This window comes from Echinicola marina, assembly GCF_020463795.1.
Lineage (GTDB): Bacteria > Bacteroidota > Bacteroidia > Cytophagales > Cyclobacteriaceae > Echinicola > Echinicola marina.
On record NZ_CP080025.1, the window covers coordinates 4,342,528 to 4,367,595 of the forward strand.

Annotated in this window: 16 protein-coding genes; 11 read left to right on the top strand and 5 right to left on the bottom strand. The window is 39.1% G+C overall.

Annotated features, from left to right (window positions below; all coding sequences use genetic code 11):
• The first annotated feature begins 8 nt into the window (after nt 1-8).
• From KZP23_RS23180 to KZP23_RS17565, 4 genes are all read left to right on the top strand, one after another.
• A complete protein-coding gene (locus KZP23_RS23180) occupies nt 9-323 on the top strand; it encodes a DUF6660 family protein (RefSeq protein ID WP_394370986.1) in 315 nt (104 codons plus the stop codon).
• Nucleotides 324-586: 263 nt separating this feature from the next.
• A complete protein-coding gene (locus tag KZP23_RS17555) occupies nt 587-4,933 on the top strand; it encodes a CusA/CzcA family heavy metal efflux RND transporter (protein WP_226333086.1) in 4,347 nt (1,448 codons plus the stop codon).
• A 4-nt stretch (nt 4,934-4,937) separates the two neighbouring features.
• Entirely contained in the window at nt 4,938-6,119 is a 1,182-nt protein-coding gene (locus tag KZP23_RS17560; RefSeq protein WP_226333087.1) for an efflux RND transporter periplasmic adaptor subunit, read from the top strand.
• Nucleotides 6,120-6,295: 176 nt separating this feature from the next.
• The gene (locus tag KZP23_RS17565) at nt 6,296-7,078 is read left to right on the top strand and encodes a 3-keto-disaccharide hydrolase (protein ID WP_226333088.1); all 783 of its coding nucleotides are present in this window, start codon (nt 6,296-6,298) and stop codon (nt 7,076-7,078) included.
• 84 nt (nt 7,079-7,162) lie between these two features.
• Here the strand turns inward: KZP23_RS17565 and KZP23_RS17570 are convergent, their stop codons facing one another.
• Nucleotides 7,163-8,347, bottom strand: a complete 1,185-nt coding sequence (locus KZP23_RS17570; protein WP_226333089.1) for a Pycsar system effector family protein — start codon at nt 8,345-8,347, stop codon at nt 7,163-7,165.
• A 54-nt stretch (nt 8,348-8,401) separates the two neighbouring features.
• On the opposite strand from KZP23_RS17570, the gene KZP23_RS17575 reads away from it, so the two are divergent.
• Nucleotides 8,402-9,265 (top strand): SdiA-regulated domain-containing protein, encoded by an 864-nt coding sequence (locus KZP23_RS17575; protein WP_226333090.1) that lies wholly within the window; start codon nt 8,402-8,404, stop codon nt 9,263-9,265.
• On the top strand, nt 9,262-12,912 hold the full coding sequence (locus KZP23_RS17580) for a metallophosphoesterase (protein ID WP_226333091.1): 3,651 nt from the start codon (nt 9,262-9,264) through the stop codon (nt 12,910-12,912). The genes KZP23_RS17575 and KZP23_RS17580 overlap by 4 nt, the downstream gene beginning before the upstream one ends.
• Here KZP23_RS17580 and KZP23_RS17585 read toward each other — a convergent pair.
• The 3 genes from KZP23_RS17585 to tnpA all read right to left on the bottom strand — a co-directional run bounded on the left by KZP23_RS17585 (nt 12,890) and on the right by tnpA (nt 18,766).
• Complete coding sequence (locus KZP23_RS17585; protein ID WP_226333092.1) at nt 12,890-15,286, bottom strand: GAF domain-containing protein; 2,397 nt, start codon at nt 15,284-15,286, stop codon at nt 12,890-12,892. The two genes, KZP23_RS17580 and KZP23_RS17585, sit on opposite strands and share 23 nt — an antisense overlap.
• 162 nt (nt 15,287-15,448) lie before the next feature.
• Nucleotides 15,449-18,238, bottom strand: a complete 2,790-nt coding sequence (locus KZP23_RS17590; protein WP_226333093.1) for a glycoside hydrolase family 2 protein — start codon at nt 18,236-18,238, stop codon at nt 15,449-15,451.
• A gap of 66 nt (nt 18,239-18,304) precedes the next feature.
• On the bottom strand, nt 18,305-18,766 hold the full coding sequence (gene tnpA, locus KZP23_RS17595; RefSeq protein WP_226333094.1) for an IS200/IS605 family transposase: 462 nt from the start codon (nt 18,764-18,766) through the stop codon (nt 18,305-18,307).
• A 275-nt stretch (nt 18,767-19,041) separates the two neighbouring features.
• Between tnpA and KZP23_RS17600 the strand changes: the two genes are divergently transcribed.
• The 5 genes from KZP23_RS17600 to hmpA all read left to right on the top strand — a co-directional run bounded on the left by KZP23_RS17600 (nt 19,042) and on the right by hmpA (nt 24,266).
• A complete protein-coding gene (locus KZP23_RS17600; protein ID WP_226333095.1) occupies nt 19,042-20,877 on the top strand; it encodes a hypothetical protein in 1,836 nt (611 codons plus the stop codon).
• 128 nt (nt 20,878-21,005) lie between these two features.
• The gene (locus KZP23_RS17605) at nt 21,006-21,821 is read left to right on the top strand and encodes a GIY-YIG nuclease family protein (protein ID WP_226333096.1); all 816 of its coding nucleotides are present in this window, start codon (nt 21,006-21,008) and stop codon (nt 21,819-21,821) included.
• Nucleotides 21,822-21,915: 94 nt separating this feature from the next.
• Nucleotides 21,916-22,350, top strand: coding sequence for a hypothetical protein (locus KZP23_RS17610; protein ID WP_226333097.1), 435 nt, complete (start codon nt 21,916-21,918; stop codon nt 22,348-22,350).
• A gap of 198 nt (nt 22,351-22,548) precedes the next feature.
• The gene (locus tag KZP23_RS17615; RefSeq protein ID WP_226333098.1) at nt 22,549-22,983 is read left to right on the top strand and encodes an RrF2 family transcriptional regulator; all 435 of its coding nucleotides are present in this window, start codon (nt 22,549-22,551) and stop codon (nt 22,981-22,983) included.
• 71 nt (nt 22,984-23,054) lie between these two features.
• The gene (gene hmpA / locus KZP23_RS17620) at nt 23,055-24,266 is read left to right on the top strand and encodes an NO-inducible flavohemoprotein (RefSeq protein ID WP_226333099.1); all 1,212 of its coding nucleotides are present in this window, start codon (nt 23,055-23,057) and stop codon (nt 24,264-24,266) included.
• 80 nt (nt 24,267-24,346) lie between these two features.
• Here the strand turns inward: hmpA and KZP23_RS17625 are convergent, their stop codons facing one another.
• The gene (locus KZP23_RS17625; protein WP_226333100.1) at nt 24,347-24,982 is read right to left on the bottom strand and encodes an HPP family protein; all 636 of its coding nucleotides are present in this window, start codon (nt 24,980-24,982) and stop codon (nt 24,347-24,349) included.
• Nucleotides 24,983-25,068: the final 86 nt, after the last annotated feature.

The window sequence follows — 25,068 nt, forward strand, 5'->3', positions numbered from 1 at the left end:
TGAAATGGATGGAAATCATAGTGAGGTATTATTTATTTGCCCTGATGTTATTCCCTTGTGGGGATGAACAAGCACAAATAAATATCGATTCACCAGAAACGATTTTCATAAGCCAAGATCATGGGAATCACGATCATACAGACCATGATGATTGTTCTCCATTATGTGTATGCCATTGTTGTCATCTGCATTATGTTATTCATGACAAACCTGAAATTCGGTTTGTAAAATGTTACACAGCCACAAATAGGGTCTATATTCCCACCATACCTGAAGGACAAATTCAGGATTTTTTAAAGCCTCCAAAGGCAAGCATTTCATAAGACCATAATGCTTGATTCATTTATATTAATTCCTGACGAGCAATGGGGACATGTGGGGTTGGTACCAAAACGCAGTAGCCTCTTATCCCTTAATTGATTCCTATGCTCCATTAATGAATTGAGCTACATCTTTAAAATTCATTTTATCTAATGTCAAAGGATTTTCCTGACCTATGCCTGTAGAAAAGGAAACTAGACAGGCAGTGCTAGGGAAGCATGTCAGGTAAGTTCTCGTGGACATAACATCATAAAATCAATCAAATATGATTAATCAGCTTATAGATTTTTCTATCAAGAATAAGCTTATTATATCACTGTTTACCATTGCACTTGTAGTGGCTGGGATATGGTCTGTCAAACAGCTCCCAATAGATGCCGTACCGGATATTACTAATAATCAAGTTCAGGTAATTACCCAAGCTCCTAATTTGGGCACAGAAGATATAGAGCAATTTATTACTTACCCTGTGGAGTTGGCGATGGCCAATTTACCCGGTGTTAAAGAGGTCAGGTCAGTCTCTAGATTTGGTCTTTCATTGGTAACCATTGTTTTCAATGACGATATGGATACCTATTTACCCCGTCAACTAGTTGCGGAGAAGCTTGATGCCATCCGAGAAGAAATTCCGAGTGGTTTTGGATCCCCAACTATAGGCCCTATTTCTACTGGTTTAGGAGAAATCTATCAATACACCTTGGAGATAGCACCCGATTATAAGGACAAATACAACATCACAGACCTAAGAACCATTCAAGATTGGATTATCAGGAGACAAATGGCCATGGTTCCGGGAGTGGTGGAAGTGAATGCCTTTGGAGGCAAAATCAAACAATATGAAGTAGCTGTCGCTCCTGATGAACTAAGGGCTATAGGGATAAGCATACTGGACATCTATGAAGCCCTCCAAAAAAACAACCAAAATACAGGTGGTGCCTATATTGAAAGAAGTCACCAAGCCAATTTTATTAGAGGAGAGGGACTTATCAGAAACCTCGATGAAATAAGGAATATAATTATCAGCAATGAGGAAGGCCTACCCATAAAAATCAAGGATGTGGCAGATGTCAGGTTTGGCCATGCTGTTCGCTATGGTGCATTTACCAAGAATGGGGAAGGAGAAGCCGTTGGAGGTATGATCTTAATGCTAAAAGGAGCTAATTCCGATAAAGTCATTACTGCTGTTAAATCGAGAATAGAACAGATCCAGGAATCTTTACCGGAAGGTATCAGGATCAAACCATTTTTGGACCGCAGCAAATTAGTTGAAAAAACAACCAGCACAGTAAAAACTAACCTTTTGGAGGGGGGATTGATTGTTATTTTTGTCCTGGTACTGTTATTGGGCAATTGGCGTGGTGGGTTGATTGTGGCTTCCACTATTCCCTTAAGTTTATTATTTGCTTTCATTTTGATGAAGGCCTTTGGTGTTTGGGCCAATTTAATGAGTTTAGGAGCAATTGACTTTGGGATAATAGTGGATGGCGCTGTAATTATAGTAGAGAGCACTGTCTTTTTGCTCTATTCCAAACTGAGGGAAGGCAAAGAACTAAATGGTCAATTAAAAGATGAAGTGGCCAGCGTCGCATCCAAAAGGATGATGAATGCGGCGTTCTTTGGTCAGTTGATCATCTTGATTGTTTTCCTTCCAATTCTTGCTTTGGAAGGAGTGGAAGGTAAAATGTTCAAACCAATGGCACTTACATTTATCTTTGCTATGATCGGTGCCATGCTGCTTTGTCTCACCTACGTCCCGATGATCTCCGCTGTATTTATCAAAGCCAGTAAAAAGAAAACTTCCCAAAGTTGGGGTGATAAAATTATCTCGGCAGTAGAAAATGCCTATTTGCCTTTATTGCAGTGGGTATTAAAGCAATCTAAATGGGTAGTGGCCATAGCTTTGGTATTGTTTTCTATGGCCATTTATTCCTTTTCAAAAATGGGTGGTGAATTTATCCCACAGTTGGACGAAGGAGATATTGCCTTTCATATTATGCTTCAACCTGGAAGTGCTCTGTCCGAATCATTGGAGACTTCCACCAGAATAGAGCAGATCATCTTGGATAATTTTCCTGAGGTCGAACAAGTAATGAGTCGATTTGGTGTCGCAGATGTCCCCACTGATCCCATGCCTATGGATATTGCCGATTGCTTTATCATCCTAAAACCCAAATCTGAATGGGTTTCTGCGGAGACCAAGGAAGCATTGATCAATAAGATCAAAGAAAAGATCAGTATCGTTCCAGGGGTAAATTATGAATTTACTCAGCCTATAGAAATGCGTTTCAATGAACTGCTCACAGGGGTTCGTGAGGATATCGCCATCAAGTTATTTGGAGAAGATTTGGAAGTGTTGGCCCAAAAGGCACAGGAAATTGGCACTTTAGTCAATGGCATAGATGGTGTGGCTGACTTTAGGGTAGAAGCTACTACAGGTTTGCCGCAAATGACCGTGGATTACCAAAGGGATAAATTAGCCCAATATGATTTGAACGTTGAAGATATTAATGCCATTATACAAACAGCCTTTGCCGGAAAAAAAGCAGGGGTGATTTTTGAGGGAGAGAAACGCTTTGACTTGGTCCTACGATTGGACACCCTTTACCGTACACAAATCAATGATGTGAAAAACCTCTATGTAAATACTCAAGATGGTTCCCAGATTCCTTTGAAAGAAATTGCTCAGGTAAGTTACCAGCCAGGTCCGATGCAGATCAGTAGGGACAATACCAATCGAAGGACCTACGTGGGCATCAATGTCAGAGGAAGAGATATCAAATCATTGGTAAATGAAATTCAAGATAAACTTAAGGCTGAATTGAAGTTGCCTCCCGGCTATTATATCCGCTATGGTGGTGCTTTTGAAAATTTTGAAAGAGCTACTTCCCGGCTATTATTGGTCGTTCCCATCGCTTTGGCATCCATATTTATACTCATATTCTTTGCATTGGGCTCGATGAAGCAATCCCTGATGATTTTTATAGCCATTCCCATGGCTTCCATAGGTGGAATATTTTCACTTTGGCTAAGGGATATGCCTTTTAGCATCTCTGCGGGAGTTGGATTCATTGTGCTTTTTGGGGTGGCCGTCTTAAATGGGCTGGTAATGATAAATGGACTTAATGAACTGAAAATGGAATCTAAACTGAATCTAAATGATAGGATACGCCAGGGTACCAAAAGAAGGATAAGACCCATTCTACTGACCGCTTTGACAGATATTCTTGGATTTTTCCCCATGGCCCTTTCGGCCACAGCAGGAGCAGAAGTGCAAAGACCGCTGGCCACTGTTGTTATTGGAGGATTGATAAGCAGCACCTTGTTGACTCTCTTTTTACTTCCTGTACTTTACCAATGGGTAGAGAGGAAAAGTACCCTTGCAACCTTTCCAAAAATAGGAACCGCTTTGCTATTGGTCGGACTATTCATGGGCACACAAAGGGTCAAAGCACAAAATCAGGACAGCATACCAAGCCTCAGTTTGAATGAAGCAATGGAAATGGCCAATACCAATTATCCACTGATCAGTAAAGCCAAAATGGAAATTGAAAAGCAAGTATCCATGAAAAAGAGCGCTTGGGATATGGGCAATACGCAGGTATTTACCGGTGGAGAAGAATTGCTTGATGGAAAGGGAATCTATACTCGATTAGGCCTAATGCAACAACAAATAGACATATTCGGAGTGCCTTCAAAAATCAAATACCAACAACAAAAAGTAGCACTTGCTGAAGCTGCCTTAAACCTTTCGGCATTGGAGCTGAAACGAGAAGTCAGTAAAGCCTTTGCCAACTTATATATTGCGAAAAGGAAACTATCATTATATACACATTTGGACAGTTTGTTTGAAGAGTTTAGCCGGGCCGCAAAGTTAAGATGGGAAACTCAAGCAAGCAGTAAACTGGAATGGTTGACTGCTGAAAACAAGGCCAAGCAAATAGAAATTCAAAAACAGCAGGCCTGGCATGATCTGAATATTGCAGAACAAAAATTCAATTTGTGGCTGGTAAGCGACCAAAGATACACCATAGCCGTGGATAGCGAAACATCACTTTTGGAGGCCTTTACTAGCAATGATCCTAACCTTGAAGCCCATCCAAGTATGGTGCTTTCCTCTGAAAAAAATGAATTGGCCATTAGATCATTGAAGAAAGCCAAAGCCGCTTATTTACCAACCATTAGCGGACAGTATGGCTGGCAAAACGTCAATGGATCAAGTGGATACAATGCGTTCCAAATCGGATTGAATATTCCATTGGCCTTTAATGTCAACCAAGCAAAAGTACAAAGTGCCAAAATCAGTGCTGAACAGGTTGATAAGGATTATCAGGAACAGTTAATAAAACTCAAAACTGCTTATTCAAATAGTTTGGAAGCCAATATTAAATGGAAAATATCCTACCAATATTACCTTACAGAGGCATTGCCCTTGGCAGTTGAACAGGAAAAAGGAGCGCAACTAGCTTATAAGCAGGGAGCCATTGATTATGTTACCTTCTTGGAGAATATCAATACCGTTATGGATATCAAGTTTGGGGCATTGGAGACTTTAGAAAAATACCTGATGAGCAAGGTGAACTTATCCTATTTCGAAATCCCTCTAAAATACTAGAAAAATGAAATTCAAATATTTATATAATATCATATTTATTGTTCTATTAAGTGCTTGCAACCCAAGTGATGAAAAATCTCTTCACAATACTAAAGGCGGAGCAGAGGATCATTCTGAGCATGAAAATGATCAATCAGTACATTTATCAGCAGATCAGGTTGAGGCATTGCAGATAAAAGTAGACAGTATTCCAAAAAGAATCATTACTGGAATAGTGGAAGCCAATGGCGTACTGGAAGTACCTCCTCAAAATGAGGCGAACATAACGGCGATCATAGGGGCAAATGTCAATAATATCAAAGTAATTGAAGGTGATAAGGTACATAAAGGTCAAATAATAGCCTATGTGAGCCACCCGGATTTGATCCAATTGCAAATCGATTACCAACAAAAGTGGAATGAATTGAAGTTTGTTCAGCTGGAATATGAAAGACAGAAAACACTTTTTGAAAATGAAGTTGGGGCTGGAAAGGAATTTCAACAGATTAAGGCCAATTTGGCTGGGTTAAGAGGAAATGTAACTGGAATGGAAAGCCAACTAAACCTACTTGGCATTTCACCAAAAAACATCCAAAAAGGAAATATCTCAGCAAATATCCCCATAAAAAGCCCCATCTCAGGATATGTTAAAAAAGTCCATATTAAAACTGGCCAGTATGTTTCTCCCCAATTCACCATGTTTGAGGTAGTAAACATAGAACATATTCATGCTGATCTGATGGTATTTGAAAAGGATATCTACAAAGTCAAGGTAGGACAAAAGGTGAGATTCAAAGTACAAACCCTTCCAGAAGATGAACTCTATGCCGAGGTATATGCTGTAGGAAAATCCTTTGAAGAAAAACCTAAAGCGGTGCATATTCATGCTGAAATAGCAAATAAAAAGGGACTATTGATTCCGGGAATGTATGTGCGAGGACAGGTAATCATTGATGGCAAACTGGAATATGCAGTTAAGGAAGGAGCCATAGCTAAATCGGGTGAAAAACACTTCCTCTTTGCTGCCAGCAAAAATGGCAAAGAATGGGATTTTAAACCCATTGAAGTTTTGGTAACCGATGGTAATGACAGTTGGAAATCCATTAAGTTCTTAAATGCTGCAGACCAACATCAACAATTCGTCATGAATCAAGCCTACTATATCATGGCCGAGATGAATAAAGGAGAAGGTGGACATCATCATTAGCGGTAAATGGTTTTGGATTACTAATTTATTTTGATAGGGGCCTGTTTCATTTTGTGGACAGGAGAAAAATGTTCCTTTGAAGCTAGCCCTAATTGACTCCTATAAAAATCCTTTCATTTTTATGCTAAATTGATTTACTTGTTTATATATTTAAAGTAAAATGTAAGTTGACTAACATGAATCTATACACGAATAACTGTTCTGCCCTCATTTGTTTTTTTCTACTATTTTTCACCATCCAAGCTAGCTTTGCCCAAATAGGAGTAGGAGCAAAAAAGCCCAAAAGTGCAAAATGGCTGTTTGATGGAAGCCGTGAAATGCTTGATGAAAAATGGACCTATTGGGAAGGGCCTGGACTAAAAGCCTCTTTGCCTATCAAATGGCAGCTGTCAGAAGACCCTGTCCATGGAGACTTGGTCTTAAACACCTTTGATGAAAGTGCGGCCAATGGACGCTATGGTGCGGCAGATATTGTCACCAAAGAAAAGTACAGGGATTTTAGATTGCACATCGAATTCCTTATCCCGAAAAAGGGAGGCAATAGTGGTGTTTATTTGCAAAACAGGTATGAAATTCAAGTGTTGGACGGTGATTCTACCAGCCATGGCATGGCCGCCATCATCAATGAAAAAGCTGCTCCCTATCATGTCTATAATGGTCTGGGAAAATGGAACGCTTATGATATACAGTTTCGCGCCGCCCGCTTTGATAAGCAGGGGAAATTAATAGAGAGACCTTTGGTAACGATCTACTTCAACGGTGTAAAAGTTCATGAAAACGAGCATATACAGCAAGTTTGGGGAGGAGCATATTCAGGATTGGATGGCGGCAATGATGGAGGCAAAGGAGTGACTGACCGTCCGGGAGGCTTAAAATTACAGTCTGAAGGTCATGAAGTATTGTACAGAAATATCTGGATTGAAAATTTGAATATCAAAAAGTCCAATACCGATTTCTAAGCATAACTATATTATAGAAAAAGGCCAGCAATCTGAAAACAGTAGTTTATGGATTACTGGCCTTTTTTGATGTCTGTGAACCATTTAGTAAGTATCCACCGGAAAGAAAATAGTAGCGACTGCAAATGCTAAAATCGAAATGATAAATCCAAACATAAAAACGGTATAACTCTTTCTCAGTAGAACATATTTTTTTGCCAATACCTTTCCCAAATAATAAATATCCCTGGTCATACTGCCATAGAGATAATCTGCATTATCTAACATTTTACCCATGCCATATTCATATTCTGCCAAGCTCATTTCATGAAAATTGCCGAAGTAAAGAAGATTTCCTTCCTTATTATCAATGCTTTCCTTGGTCACCTTTCCTGATGTTACATTAGGACGGGTAGCCAAAATAGCAAACACCATCGTCACCAAACTTGTCGCGAGCAGCATTGTGGTTGGAATAATATAATTTGGATACTCTTCCAATTTCCTGAGCAATACTGAAACGATAATGGTGAGTATTATTGAATTTACAGAAATCATGATATTTGCCTTATTGTCTGCAATGGAGGAGAGCTCCAAATGATTTCTTGAAGTGGTCCTAAAAAGTGTTTCTACGCCTCTTTCTGTTCCCTTTTTCTTTTTTTTCTTTTTATCTGATTTTTGTTCGGTTGCTTCTATTTTCTCGATCAAGGTATTGATGTTTTTTTGTTTTCCAATTTGACATTTTTGCTGGCAATATTCCGTCTTGTACTGATGCTTGTTTAAAAAGATCAAATTTGAACGAAGCCAAGAGTCTAAATCCAAATTCAAGAGTTTCAGTTCCATTAATTCTTCTCTTAACTTCAATGATCTTTGGTAGTAATCATCCCTAGCCAAATGGGAGAGATCAGCATCACACAATATTTTTTCTATTAAAACGGATGGTTTTTGAGGCATTTGGGTAGAGTAAATACAACTTTGAACTTTCTCTACAAATTCCTCTCCCATGCCATTTTCCAATAAAAATGTTTTGGCTATTTTGGCCCCCTCACTTTCATGGTTTTCCAGTTTTGATCTGGCCCAACAGCCCACATCATGAAACCAAGCTGCAATCAGCAAAACCAATTTTTCCTCTTTGGAAAGAGAATGATGGGAACTTATTTCTTCGCAGGCCTTGACTACGTCTATAGTGTGTTCCAGATTATGGTATTTGAAAAGCTTTTGGTTACTATCTTCATAGAGGGCTTTTACATAAGATGCTACCTTATGAAGTAAATTAATATTAACTTCTTCCATATATATTAAATACTTTAGAATGAACTAAATTTAACAGTATTATATTAGTAAAGCATGAATTCATTTAAGTTTATAGTCATTTTATTTTTTGTACTCATCCATTCCTGTGGCCTTAAAGAAAGGCGCTTTGATGGTACATATACCTCCCCAGAATCCTATGATTTGACAAAGGGAGAAAAGCTGATCATCCCAGAAGTCCTAGATGAAGTTTCTGGAATTACCATTGGTGATAACGGCAATATCTGGGCTATTCAAGATGAAGCCTCCATCGTCTATGAATTAAAATGGCCCAACAAAAAAATCCTGAGAAAGAGTAAGTTTGCCAAAAATATGGATTTGGAAGACATCCTTTATACCGAAAAAGGACTATATGGACTCAAAAGTAATGGTGATATTTATGAAATAATTAATGTATTTGAAGAAACTGTGAGTTCCGTGAGCTATGATTTTCCTTTTGATGGAAAAAGGGACTTGGAATCTCTGGCCCAATTATCTGATGACCAAGCCATTCTATTTTGTAAATCCTGTAAATTAGATAAGGATAATGAAGCCAGTGCTTTCGTTTTTGATTTTAACACCAAAACTTACAGCGAAATCAAAGATTATAAATTGACCGAAAAGGAGCTACGAAAAATTCTCCATGAAGAGACTGATTTTAAATTGACGATAAAACCCTCTGCTGCGGTCATGCATCCTATTGAAAGGAAATTATATGTCATTTCATCTGTTGGAAAATGGCTGCTGATCATGGATAAATTTGGGGATGCTGAAGAGATTCACCGATTGGACCCAAGACTTTTCAAACAGGCGGAAGGAATCACTTTTAACCAAAGAGGAGACATGTTCATTTCAAATGAAGCGCATGACGGAAACCCTAATATTTTGAAGTTTGACTACCTTCCCCAATCCAAAAAATGAAACATATAGCTTTATTAATGTTTTTTTCCCTAACTGGCATACTCCAGGCCCAAACACTGGAGAGAAGGATCATCCTGATCGGGGATGCGGGAGAATTAGATGATGGCAAACATCCTGTGGTAGAATTGGTGAGTGAATTCATAGATGAAGATACCCTTAGCCAAAAAACTGATATCCTATTTCTTGGTGATAATATTTACCCTAAAGGAATGCCCGAAATCGGAGATCCTAATAGACCAGAAAGTGAATATATTTTGACACTTCAGGCAAATATGGCGGATAAAGTTAATGGCGAAGTGATTTTTCTACCGGGCAATCATGATTGGGAAAAAGGACATGAAGGAGGCTATGCTGCTGTATTGAGGGCCCAAGCCTTTATCGATTCATTGAATAGAGAAAAGTTGTTTTGGAAGCCAAGAGATGCCTGCCCAGGCCCAGAACTTCGAGAAATAGGTGATAAGGCCATTATGATCATTGTAGACAGTCAATGGTGGCTGCACCCCAATGAAAAACCCGGATTGGATTCAGACTGTGACTACAAAACTGCTGAGGAAGTCTTGGCTGCCATGGCAGATATGGTCAATGCCAATAAAGACAAGACCATTATCTTGGCGATGCACCATCCGCTCAAAACCTACGGGGAACACAATGGAGCTTATAACTGGAAGGACCATCTTTTTCCTTTTACGGCAATCAACCCCAATTTATATATCCCGCTTCCAGTCATTGGGTCCATTTACCCCTTGTATAGGACCTATCTAGGCAATATTCAGGATATACCGCATCCCAAGTACCAGGAAATGATTGAAGGCATCAATAAAATCATTTCAAGTCATTCCAAGGTCATCGTAGTAGGCGGACATGAACACGCTTTGGAGTATACCTTGGATCAACATATACACCATATCGTTAGTGGATCTGGCTCCAAAAGCACAAAATTAAGGAAAAATAAACCATGTCTTTTTGCTATGGACCAAAGGGGTTTTGCCAGTCTGGACCTATATAGTAATGGAAGCGTAAATCTAAATTTCTTTAGTTTGGAAATTGGGCTCAATCCAGTTTATCAATCAGAAATTATTAAGGGAAAACCCTTATTGCTCGATTCACTTAATATCAATAGTAACACATTCCCTGATACTGTAAAAGTGTCCATCAGTGAACAATATCACGCAAACAGGCAACAAGAAAAATGGTATGGAACCAACTATAGAAAAATATGGAGCGAGGAGGTAGCATTTAGGGTATTCGATATCAGTAAGGAAAGAGGTGGAATGAAAATCGTCAAAAGGGGCGGAGGCATGCAAACCAAATCCCTTAGACTTGAAGATAGTTCAGGAAAACAATATGTGCTAAGATCAGTGGAAAAATATCCAGCAGCGGCTATTCCAGAAGTACTGAGAAAAACAGTGGCCATAGATATTGTACAAGATCAAATTTCAGCTTCAAATCCATATGGAGCCATAATGATTCCTCCTTTGGCAGATGCCCTTAAAGTTTACCATACTCATCCAGAGTTGGTGTGGCTCCCTGATGATCCTGCATTGGGTATATACCAGCAGGAATTTGGAAATGCGGTTTATCTCTATGAAGAAAGGGAAACAAGCCCTGAAGGGCTGAGTGATGAAGATTATAAGTTTTACAGCACAGAAAAAATGCTCAAAAAACGCTTGGAAGACCAAGATTATGTCCTGGATCAAAAAAATGTGCTTCGTGCAAGATTGTTGGACTTGTTTATAGGCGATTGGGATAGACATGATGACCAGTGGAGATGGATAGGAATAGAACACAAAGAGGGAAGGGAATTTCTCCCCATGCCCCGCGATAGAGACCAAGCTTTTTTTGTAAACCAGGGAATCTTACCCAAAATAGCTAGTAGAAAGTGGATCATGCCTAAATTTCAGGGATTTGATGACCACTTGCGGGATATCAATGGTTTTATGTTTAATGGGAGATATTTTGATCGTTCATTTTTAAACGACCTTGATCGGGAAGATTGGGAAGATGAATTGGATCGTTTTCAAGAGAAGATGGACAGCAACACCATCGAAGGGGCAATAGCAACTTTACCAAAGACCATCCAAGACATCCTTCGAGAAGAACATCATATTAATTCTACATTGAATTTTCGAAAATCATGGATAAAAGAGGAAGCATTAAAGTATTATGGGTTTTTAGCTGAAAATGTAGATGTATATGGAACAAATAAAGATGAACTGTTTGAAATTAGGCATGAACCGGATGGAAAGGTAGATGTAGAAATTACCAAAATAACCAAAAAAGGTAAGCTGGAGCAAAAATTTTTTAGCAGGAAATTCGATCCGGAAGAAACGAAAGAGGTCAGAATCTACGGACTGAATGGAGATGATAAATTCAACATAATAGGGAAGGGCCCAGGAAAAATTAAGATAAGGTTGATGAGCGGACTTAGTGCTGACACCATCATCGACGATAGCCAGCTTAAGAAAAAATCCAATATTATCTATCAATGGAAAGACCAAAAAGACAATTTACATTTGGGCACTTCAAATAAAATCAAAGAGTCAAAAAGCAGTACCGTTTTCAATTACAACAGAAAGGCTTTTAAATATGATATCTTAATGCCATTGGCTTCCTTTGAATATAATGTTGATGATGGGATCTTTTTGGGGGCAGGAGCCCTTTGGACAACCCATGGATTTAGAAAAGATCCCTATGCCGTAAAGCAAAGTATCAAGGCCAATATGGCCGTAAAAACAGGTGCTTTTAATATTTACTACGAAGGACATGCCATAAAACTCATCAATCAACTGGACTTAGAGTGGAACGCTTCCTTAAGAGCGCCAGATTATGTGAATAATTTCTTTGGCTATGGAAATGAAAGCAGCGAGTTCCTAAAGGATGAATTCGGTCCCCAATATTACAGAATAAGGTACAATCAAATTAATCTAAATACCTGGATCAGGCATAATCTCAATCAAAATATTTTCTTCAGGATAGGACCACAATACCAAAGAGTAAAGATGGATGAAGATGATAATATTGGAAAATATATCAATTCGGAAAACCAAACGGATATTGATATTGAGGAATTGAATCAACTGAAACAATATGCTGGTTTAAATGCCCAGTTTATCATCGACCAAACAGATCATCCAAAACTCCCTAACAGAGGAATCAAATTTCTGCATGAATTTAATTTTAATGCCGGCCTAAATGAAAGCAGTAATACCTTGAGTTCAATGAATACGGAGATAGCCCTATTTTGGAGCAGGTTGATTCCATCCCAAGTAACCTGGGCCACCAGATTTGGCTCGGGATTCAATTGGGGACAGTACGAGTTTTTCCAATCGCAAAACCTAGGCGGACAAGATAATCTAAGGGGATACAGAAGAAGCCGTTTCCAAGGGCAAGCTATGGTTTATAATAACACAGAGGCCAGAATCAGACTTAATAACTTCACCACCAGACTGTTTCCTGCAAGTGTTGGACTCACGTTATTTCATGATATAGGAAGGGTATGGTATGAAGACGAAAATTCATCAAAATGGCATAATAGTTTCGGCGCTGGACTTTGGCTGGCACCGATGAACATGATGGTGGTTTCTGGCACCCTTTCCATTGGGCAAGAAGAAATATTGCCAAGCTTTACCTTTGGCTATCAGTTTTAAGCTTGGCTTTATGCGTTTCATGTTCGGAAAGCTCTGAAAACAAAGGTTTCCCAACATCCACGCGCAGGGCTTTAAGCCCATTCACGCCCTGCAGGTCTTCCAAGTCCAGACGCTCTACCTCACTTCCCAATAAGCCTTTTACTTGCAAATATGTTATATAATCCATGTATTCCGCCTCTTCTTTAGGTTGGGAATAAATGATCGCAATTTTACCTGGCTGGGTAAGCCTTTCTTTGCTGTTTTTGATCAGGGCCTTATCTATCCGCTTTTTCATTATTTCATAGCGAATATTATAGGCTCCTTCCACATCAAACTTCCTTTCATCCATTCTAAAGCTGATGGACAGCGGTGAGCTGTGTACCAATAGCAATTGTGTGGTTTCTAAGGGAATAGGCAATTGCTCCTTCAAGGATTCACTTAAAAAAGCACTTTCACACAAGGTGGTCAATTGCCATAATTTCAAACTTTTAAGGTATACAGGGTCAAAAATCTTATCCCTTACCAAAGATTGACCTATATAAATATTATAATCAATGCCATCGGTTTTATATTTCTCATAATAATGAGGAAACATTTCTTGGGCTTGAACCTGGGCTTTATCTATATGTTGGCTTAGAGCACTGTTCAGCAGGCTAAGGCTTTGCTCAAACGCACTTCTGTTTTCATACAATAAGCCTAATTCTCCATTCACTCTGGAAAAATAAGTACTGATTTCCTCATTCAAACTTGGATGAACAATTTGTAAGTGCTTAAACAATGGTTCAAGCTCATCTAAAAGAAAATAGTTGATCTTGGACTCATCATCTGCCACCAATATCAGCTGGATATCATCCAGCATTTTTTGAATCTTAAAACTCATTTTCTCTAGTACAGGGAGATCATTTAAGACAAGTGCTCCATGAATGATTTTCTGCGCCATTCTTAATTGTTGCTGTAGATCTCTCTGTATGGTTTCTAGTCTGGTAGCCGAAGAGTTCCTAATGTCCACTGCAGCATATAAAGGATAAACATTATCAAAAACAACAGGCTGCAAACTGCTGTTTTTACCATTTTCTTGATCCACTATTTTTTGTACGGCGACCTCATTGAATTTCCATTCTATAGCAGGCTGTATAGCGGTATAATTTTTCCTGATGACCTGTTGGACCTTGTACTCAAACTGCTTCATGTTTTTTTGCATGGCCACGGCCAAAGGTTGATTGACACTTTTCAGTTTATCCAACATCAATGCATTCAGCACGCCTTCCTCTTCAGCACAGATTTCCAATACGCCCACTAATCTTCCATCGTAATGTAAAGGCACAATGATGATTTCCTTAATACCCATTTGCTGAATTTGTGTGTAGGAATCAGGTGCCTCAGCACAGGTTGCAAAATCATTTAGAAAAACAGGATCCTTTACATTGGAAAGGAAAGATACCACACTTTCATAACTATGATCACAATCCATCATACATAAATGTCTGATCAGAAAGCTATTGGCCAGTCTCCTGTCGGAAATCAAGTATTTATTGTCAAATTTCTGAAAAGCGGCAATACCGACTTTGATGTTGGGTACTCCTAAAAGACTTTTTACACTTTGGTCTACTACCTCCATGAACTTTTTGGAAGAAAAATCATTTTCTTCCAAAAGGGCGTTGCTCAGCTCTGAAACACTTTCTGTATTGGTGAAATCCTTGAGCTGTAAGATCAGAAAACCGGAAAACACAAAGTCTTCCAAGGGCAAGACCTTTTGCCAGTTTTCCAAGTCCCTAATGCAAGGGCTGGTACCAGAACAAAGTTTTAAAATTTCTTCCTTGGGTGGTAGGCGCTTGCTCGTCCTTACTTCGATAAAATCCGCATTGGCTTCAGAATAGAAATACCTGTTGAGGCCAGTCTTGTCCATGACCTTATAGACCAAACTACTGTCTGTTTTGATGTTCAGGTCATAAAACTGGTTTAAAATGATCTTATAGGCATGGATTAATTTTGAATAGCGCATTTCCTCCTTTTTCTCCTCAATATTGGAGGGGGAAAAGGCATCCGGACATAGAAAATTATCCTTAAATCCCTGAGAAGCATAAACGATGTCCATCGCAAATGGCAAGGACATCATATACATCTGCTTTTTTGAATCAAGTGAAACAGGAAATACGCTATTGACAATAAAAGCAAGGGCTTCCTTATCCTTGACCAATTCCTCCTTATCCACCTTTTCTTGGAGTAAAATAGGGTAGGACTTAACTTCTTCTAATAGCTTTTGAAAGAAAAAGGCGTTAAGCTCATCCTTGTCATGCGCTTTTTCCTTCCATGTCGCCAGTAATGGCAAGAAGGACAGTTCTCTTTGACTGACCAAATAAGGGAAATTATTGTTCCAAGCAGTTTGTATATCCATAACTTCTATTCAATAATATTTATACCCCTTTTCACCTAGAATAGTTCAATAATCGACTATTATTTAACTTTGGAACCTAGAAAACAGATAACTTTAGTAAACTGCTAAGTTGGAAGGGATAGCTCAGACAATCCAAAACTGAAATAAAGCATTTGAGCTATACTATTTAGGACTGAAATCAAACCATAAAATAATATCCATTTTTTCGTCTCCTTTATGCATAACATCCCTAGCTGGCTCAGCCTGAGGTCCCATTTCTTGAGCACTATGAAACTTCGTACCTATAGGAGGGATATGGTATAAAAAGGACAAATCACCCTTTGGAAAAGGAACTCTTAAATGTTTGGTCGCAAAAGGAGCGTTTTCTGGACTGAAAAGTCTGAAAAATAAACCTGCAGTCTCTGTATAGACCATCATATTGCCTTGCTCCAAGGCTAAATTATAAGCGTATAGATTAGCATGATAACCTTTAAACTCTGGGTACTCCATCCTACCATTTGAATAACCTGTAATGGTATTATTATAATCCTTTTGCCAAATACCAAATTGGGGACCACGCATCCTGTTTTTCCAGACCCTGTACGGTCCATTTCCCAGCCAGGAAATTCCTTTCACCATAGTTTCTGGCAATGAGAAATTCACCCCCAGAAAGGACTTATTCGATAGACTTTCATCTGGAGCGGCAAACACGACTTTTAGTAATCCATTTTTAAATACTTTCCACTGAATCTGTTTTGGATAGGAAGAATACGAAGCAGTCAAAAGGAAATTACCTTCCTCATCCAGTTCATATTCGAGCTTTTCCAAGGAGTTATTTTCTTGTTGAATAGGTCCGGATAGGCCAAAGTTTTCCCCTCCCTTAATAACTTGGATAAGCATACCGGACTTTTGGTCAAATTCATATTCAAACTTATCCGTTCCCACTTTTATTTTGTTTCCAGATGCTGCATGCTTCAAATTGCCATGGTCTATTCTTCCCTTTAAAGCAATCCTTCTCTGGGTAAACTCCTTAGCCTGTCCTATTGGCCAGGTCCAATGGTGAACTTCCATACCACTGGGATCAATTATAGCTATTTTTAACCAATCAGCTTTCGCTAATGTTGGGGGCAAGTCAAGTTTAATTTTCTTCCTTTCACCAGGTAAGATCCTTGGCAAGACCTGCACACCGGATCTGATCAGTTTTTCATGCTCCCATTGATCAAAAGACATCAATGACCATTGCAAATGATAGCCTCTAAGATCAGTGTATAAGTATTTATTTTCCAATGCCAACTGCCCATCATAGTAGTCATTGATGACCATAGGTTTCACTTGAACAGGGGACCAAATATCCTTAATGGTGTAAAAACTGCCTTCCTTTTCCCTGTATGGACCTAAAATCCCATCTGGCGCATGATTTCCATCTGCATCCAAACTGTCCTTTAAATCTGTCCTAAGCACAGCTTCATCCGAAAATACCCATAGAAAACCACCTGCAGCAGCTGGATTTGACATATAATTCTTCCAAAAATCTTCCAAACCTGCCCCATGCCCTCCATCATACAGACCATGTAAAAACTCGGTAGGCATAAAGATATCCTGTCCGTTGGATAGACGCTGAATCCCTGCACCATAAACCGGATAATGAAAAGTGTCAACACCATTTCTGCGTAACCAAGGATAGATTACCGGTCGCTTTTGGATATCCCAAAAATGGAACCAAGGTTCATTCCTGAAATCCCATCCTCCTTCATTGCCATGGTCCCAAATAACCACAGAAGGATGATTTTCATCCCTAAGTACCGTTTCTTTGATCAATTTTGGACCCACAATGGTATCGTAACCATCCTGCCAGCCAGTAACTTCATCCAGCACAAACATGCCCAGTGAATCACATAAATCTAGAAATGCCTCATCAGGGGGATAGTGACTCATTCTTACAGCATTCATATTCATTTCTTTCATTAAGCGAATGTCTTCCAAATGATTCTCCCAACTTAGAGCCCTTCCACTGTTGGGATAGAATGAATGCCTATTGACGCCTTTAAATATTACCTTTACGTTATTGATGTAGATTCCATCCTTTTCACGGAGTTCTACGGTACGAAAACCAATCTGTTCTTCTTTGCTATACACTACTTCATCTCTGTGCAATAATTGAAACTTGGCTCGGTATAACTTGGGTTGTTCAGGATTCCAACTTTGAATATCTTTAAATTGCCCTTTTAGCCAGCCTTCCTGTCCACTTATCTGTTCAGATATACTGCCAATAAGCCTATCCTGATCATAAAGGTCTACTTTTACTGAAGCCTGCTTTAGGCTTTTATTTAACTGTAAAAGAGATTCAAACTGTCCATTTTCATTGGCATTGATTGCTATCCTATCAAAATGATATTGAGGGAGTACCTCCAGATAGACAGGCCTGAATATGCCCCCAAAGAGCCAAAAATCAGCTTGCCGTTCTGCTTTATTGATGGACTCGTTGGAGGAATGTTTAGAAACTTTGACTTCAAGTAAATTCTTTTGACCAAATTTCAATAAGCCGCTGATATTATATTTAAACTCATAAAATCCTCCTTGATGAATGGGGCCTGCGGATTGACCATTGATCCATACTTCTGTATCCGTCATAGCTGCACCAAAAACAATATTGATCACCTTGTCTTTCCATGCTTTGGGCACTTCAAACTGATGCTTATAAAATCCAACTTCTTTTCCTAAGGCCTTGTCTGGATGACTGTGATCATGGCCATAATTATAAGTACCAAATCCATGAAGCTCCCAGTTGGAGGGAACAGGCACTTCACTCCATTCATTGGCATTTCTTCCAGCAGAAACTTTAAAATCCCAATTAACGGCTGAAGCGGCATCCTTTCCAGACAGGTAAACCCTTTGATAGTTGATACTTTGGGCGGAGCTATTCAGAATTCCGAAGTATAGACAGATAAAAAAAATGGATATACTTTTAGGCATGGTGTTTATCGTTTGTATATGGGTTCAGTAAATAATCCTCGGGGCAAGCCCGCGAGGCATTATTGGTCAATCGAATATTTTTAATTGATAATTCGTCTTCAGTTTTTTATATCCTTTTTCCAGCCCTTGACTCTTTACATAATTAGCGATCTTTTCCTCTGTTCCATGTTGGCCTACCGTATTGACAAAATATCCCTTACCCCAAAACTCCCCTCCCCAGAGCTGTTTTTTCACCTCTGGGCATTCTTTAAACACCTCTCGCGCCACTAAACTCTTTATCGTTCTCACTATTTTGGTTATACTATACGTGGGAACCGATTGGATCAGAAAATGTACATGGTCAGCATCTGTACCGATTTCCAGAAATTTAATCTCATATCTTAGTTCTATCTGTTCACACGTCGATGTCAGAACTTTATCAACCTCTTTACTGAACACTACTCGTCTATATTTTGCTGAGCAAACTATATGGTACAGCAAAACTGATACATTATGACTCTTATGGATATACTTACTTTCTTGCGACATCGAGTCACAAGATAGTAAAACGAGGCTAGCCTCGGGGAATTTGACCCTAAGAGATTAAAAGTTTTAAATTACTGGAATTCCAGACCAAAAAAAATCTCCTGAAGTAATAATATCAATTTTGCCCAAATCTCTTTGGGGGCCCATATCAGCTCAAAAATTTATACAGCAGTAGCATTTACCTGATTTTTATCATGTTCAAACCTGAAAATTGCTCTGCTTTTAGGAACATATAGCATGTAATTTTGTTCAGTGAAATTTAAGTAAATATTACTAATATGTCCTTGATCAACAGCACTATACTCCATTCGAAGGAGATGCATGATTTTCATATTCCCGTTATGGGCCTTGGCTTTACCATAGATACGCCTCTTAAAGTTGGGCGCTTTGGAATCAATAGTGTGGTTTCCATAATGGAAGATGACTTGATAGAGTCCATGAGGAAAATTCACTGCAGAAAATCCGGTGAAGCCTATATCCCTATTTCAGCAGAGGAAGAAGACTCCAGGGCCAAGAGGATCAAAGCCTATTTGAATCTAATGTGCAAATTGCTCAATGCCCAGATGGAAAACTTAAAACAGCTTTCCTTTCAGAATGAGGAGAATGACCTGAATAAATACTTCAAAATGTTGCCTACTTCCCATCCATTTGCAAAATTATACCATAAAATGCAGGGCAGTAAGGGAACAGAAAAGTTGGCTTTGGAAAATATCCTTAAGGACTCCCTGCAAGCCGGAAGCATAGATGTCAATATTATGACAAAGGTAGACCGCCTCAGCTACGATAAAGAAGGCAACACACTTCCTAGAGAATTCTCTGCCGCGCTTTCTGCTTTAAGGGGCTTTGCCCAGAGCGACCTGAAGTCCAATGTGGTTTTTTCAGCAGGCATGAATCCTGCGCTATTCGGTTATTTGGAGTCTTTTGATGATTTCTTCCCTGATGTCCATGGAAATATCCAAAAAGGGATCATTCTTAAAGTGAGTGATTACCGATCTGCTTTGATCCAAGGTAAATTTCTGGCCAAGAAAGGTCTTTGGGTAAAGGAATTCAGGTTGGAATCAGGCTTAAACTGCGGAGGCCATGCATTTGCCACTGAGGGGCAGCTAATGGGACCGATTTTAGAGGAGTTTAAAGAAAATAGGAACAGCTTAAAAGAAGAATTAGCATCCATATGTCAACAAGCCTTAGCGGTAAAAGGAAAATATCCTTTAGCCGAAGACAGTAAAATGAAGATAACTGCTCAAGGCGGCATTGGTACAGCTGGAGAAAACCAGCTGCTCTTAAAGCACTATAATTTGGACAGTACAGGCTGGGGAAGCCCCTTCCTGATGGTACCTGAAGCAACCAGTGTAAATACCGATACCATTCAAAGAATAATAAAAGCTGAAAAAACCGATTTCTTCTTAAGTCATGCTTCGCCCTTGGGAGTCCCCTTCAATAATTTGAGGACAAGCACGGGCGAGCAGCAACGCAAAGAGAGAATTGCGAAGAATAGACCAGGCAGTCCCTGCTATAAAAAAGTCCTTTCCTCCAATACTGAATTTACCAAAATCCCCATTTGTACTTCATCTAGACAATATCAAAACCTGAAACTGAAAGAGATCAAAAAGAACAGCGCATCCGATGAGGAATACCAAAAGGAAGCCGCCAAGATTACCGAAAAGGATTGCCTTTGTGAAGGGCTGGCAGCTCCAGCAATCCTATCTCATGGAGAAAAACCAGGTCGAAAACTAGATGCCGTGACCATATGCCCAGGACCTAACTTGGCCTATTTCAAGGGGATTTATAAACTTCAAGAAATGGTGGATCATATCTATGGTAAGCACCAACTGAAACTTGAGCAAGATAGACCTTATTTCTTTATCAAAGAATTACAGTTGTACTTAGACTATTTTAAAAAGGAGCTCAGTGAATACCAAGCTTCACCCTTGCCAAAGCTAGGGACTTACTTGAATAAATTCAACAAAAACCTTCAATCGGGAATACAGTATTACAAATCACTGTTGGGTACGACCATCAAAGAATCTGATGAAACCATCAATAAAATAAAAAGGGAACTGGAAAGCGCTGCCAAGTACTTGAAATCCCTTCCAGCAGAACATGCGGTTTCTTGATTTTATTGAAGCTGGATTTATTCCAGCTTCAATATTTTTACCTCGATCCCAACAACACTTCGCCTTAGCAGAAAGGAAAACTCATAACAATTTCCTTAGAGCATAGTTTTCTATATTTATATGGAAATATGGAAGAAATGCTCACCGATCGCTTACAAGATTTAATTAAAGGAGTTCCTGAAAATATTACCGGCGTTTACTACCTATGGAATGCCAGCAATAGAATTATATATATAGGCAAAAGCAAGAATATCAGGTCCCGACTATACCAACATTTCAGCAATACCAGCCAAAAAGCCCAAAGAATGCAAAAGCAAACGGTCAGGGTAACTATAGAAAACCTGGGCAATGAGCTGATCGCGGTTTTGAAGGAATCAGAGCAAATTAAGCGGTACCAGCCTATTTTTAACCGTGCCCAAAGGAGATCAATATTTCTTTGGGGAATATTTGAGGGAAAAGATCTACATGGCTATCACACACTTCAATTAGGCAAAATAGCCCCGTCCGAACAGGAGCTAATAGCATTTGGGAACAAATCCGAAGCCAAAGAATTTTTATTTAGAATCACTGATAAGTATGGACTTTGTCAAAAGATCAATGGGCTGTATCCCAGTAAATCTTCATGCTTCCAATACACTTTGAAGATATGCAAAGGGGCCTGCATCCAAAAGGAAGACCCATTGGCCTATAATAAAAGAGTACAACAATTTCTGCAAGACCATTTTCTTCCCAAAGAAGACAAAATCATCGTGCTGTCAGGTAGGGAAGCGAATGAAAAGGGAATTGTACTCATTGAAAATGGAATTTATAAAGGTTATGGTTTCGTCAGAGACCAGCCCTTGGGTAGGGATTTGAAAAAGTATATCCAGCCAAAGACGGACAATAAAGAAACCCAAAGATTAATTCGTTCTTTCTTAAAAAGAGATGGTTTACAACCTAATTAATTGGGTAAATCACTTTAAATCAGCACGAAATATGACACAAGTCATTTAATATGGTGAAAATGTACCGTAAATTGAATCATAAACTTATGGAAAAATGAACTCATCTTACTTACATTTCTTGATCAATGCTATTCCCGTTTTGGGCACACTGTCAGGCTTAATATTATTAGGATATGGAATGGTTGTATCATCCCGCAGGTATGATAGAACTGCTTATTTGGTCTTTATGATAAGCACTATAGGTACAGTCCTGACCTATATTTCCGGTTTTTGGATATTAGATGCTATCGAAAGTCCTTCATCGTCAATGATAGAGGCCATCAATTTACATAAATACATCGCGCAGGGAGCCATGGCAAGTATGATTATTCTTGGTTTAGCCAATCTCTACGCATATAGAATTTCAAGTAAAGGACATAAAGTTTCAAGTACTCTAAATTATGTACTCCTAGGATTGGCTTTTGTTTCACTGACCATCAATATTTCCGCTTCCATCCAAGGAGCTAATGTGCATTTCACTGTGAATTAATTAGATATTGTATAGTTTAATCAGCTCTTATCTTCCCAGACAAGCAGTAGCATCCAACATCCTGATGTGGTGCTTAGATTTCCTGATTTCTTTATCATACATCCTAGATGAATAGGCCCTCTAAGACTATAATTTATTTAGGATAAGTTTGTCCGAAATAAAAAAGAGCTTACCTTTGCCCCAGTAAAATAGTAATCAATGTTTTCAAAAGCTTGTGAATACGCCATCAGGGCCGTCTTGTACATTGCGACCCAATCAGAGCAAGGCAAAAGGACTTCTTTAAAAGCCATTTCTAAGGAAATAGATTCACCTGAAGCCTTCACAGCAAAAATCCTTCAGCAGCTCTCCAAAAACAATGTCTTGCAATCCATAAAAGGTCCGAATGGGGGATTTGAGATTGATGAGGCTAGCATGCAGCGCATTAAGCTGATCGAAATCGTAAGGATCATGGATGGTGAGCAGCTATTTACAGGATGTGCGCTTGGCTTAAAGGCTTGCAATATGGATAAACCATGCCCTTTGCACCATGAATTCCTTGGGATAAGAACCAATATCCATCAATTATTGGACAATACCACCATCAAAAAATTAGTCAATGATTTAGAGTTAGGATTGACATTCCTTAAGCGGTAAAAAAAAATTCAACCATTAAAAGATAAAAAGGTCTTTTATTCTTCTATTAATCAAATAAAACAATCGACAAAATGGCAAGTGCTAAAACCATCGAAATTGTAAAATCCACAGCTCCTGTACTCAAAGAGCATGGAGAAATCATCACGAAAGTATTCTACAAGAACATCTTCACCAAGCATCCAGAACTGAAGAACATTTTCAATATGACACACCAGGCCAAGGGATCCCAACCCAAGGTTTTGGCTAATGCCATTTTCCAATATGCTACCTATATTGATCAATTGGAAATGCTATCCGGGGCCGTGAATGCCATAGCGCATAAGCACAGTTCCCTGTCCATAACACCAGAAATGTACCCCATAGTAGGGGAAAACTTACTACTGGCCATCAAAGAGGTATTGGGAGATGCTGCCACAGAAGAGATCATTGATGCCTGGGCAGAAGCCTATGGAGATTTGGCCAAAATATTTATCCAAACGGAAGAAACGATATACCATACACAAGAAAAACGGGCTGGAGGTTTCCGTGGGAAAAAACAATTTAAAGTCGTTCAAAAGACAGTAGAAAGCGAAATTATAACCTCATTTTATCTCCAGCCAGCCGATGGGAGCGAGGTGCCCCACTTTGTACCAGGCCAATACATTGCCCTCAGTGTACAGATCCCAGGAGAGAAACATTTGCATACTAGAAATTATAGTTTATCAGACCTGCCAGCTAAGGACAGCCTAAGAATCAGTGTGAAGAAAGAACCAGGTAATCCTGTAGGTATAGTTTCCAACTTTCTTCATACCGACATAGTAGTGGGCGACATATTGGAAATAGGTATGCCATCAGGTGAGTTCACCCTCAAAAATTCTGAAAAACCAGTAGTGCTAATTGCTGGAGGAGTAGGAATAACACCGCTTCTCAGCATGTATAAACAACTAAATCTAGAAGACAAAAAGGTAACTCTCTTCCAGTGTGCCATTAATTCAGATGTTCAGGCTTTTAGGAATGAAATCCAAACTATCAGCAAAGCCCAAAGCGAGTATAAAATAGTTTATAGTGATCCTACAGAAGAAGATGTGAAAGTTCAGAACTTTGATCATAGAGGTTTACTTACGGTAGACATATTGCAAGCTTCATGGCCAGCCGAAGGAGCGGAAGTGTACTTCTGCGGACCTAAACCTTTTATGAGACATGTCAACCAATTGCTCTCAGAAATGGAGATTAGCGAAGAAAATATCCACTTTGAATTCTTCGGTCCAAGTGAAGACTTAAAACAGGAAAGTTTAGCCCTATAAGCTATCTCTTTAATTTAAAGGTAAGATCCAAAGTCAATGAAAATGGCCTTGGATCTTACTTTAAATGACCTGACGCAATTTTATTTATTGGTATTGATTCCTATGCACCTTTTTAAATTCATGATATACTTTTCCCCACGACTTTGGTGTTTTTTAGGATGCATATTATAGGGATAATGCCTGTCCTTAGGAAAATTATTGACGAGCAAGGCAATGACCAATAGGATAATAGCTCCTGTAAATACAGGACTAAAGACATAAAAATAACCCAAGGATTTTATTTTTTCAGAACCAATGACAGCAATTAATGCAGAAGCTCCACCTGGAGGATGCAGGGCCTTTAGCATCTGCATGGCCACAATGGCCAAACCTACCGCAACGGCACAAGTGAGCCAAAAAACATCAAAATACCCAACCGTATTGACAGTGGAAACTCCCACAAAAGCACTAATGGTATGACCCAAAACCAAATTCCTTGGCTGAGCTAAAGGGCTATTCGTCGCTCCATAAACTAATACCGCGGAAGCCCCGAATGAACCAATCAAAAACACATTTTCCAAGGATGAAAATCCATGCAAGTTTGACTGAACAAAACCAATGGAACCTATCCCCAAAACAGCCCCCACAAAGGTCCAAATATGATCTATAGGCTGTAATATGGTTTGCCTATAAACAATATATTTAGCCTTTCGATAACCTTTTTTTATTCTTTTCAAAAGTAAATATTTTCTACAATCCTCAAAACTCCTGCAAATTTAAGCACTAATCTCTAACCATAAAGTAAATGCCCAATTATTGGAAT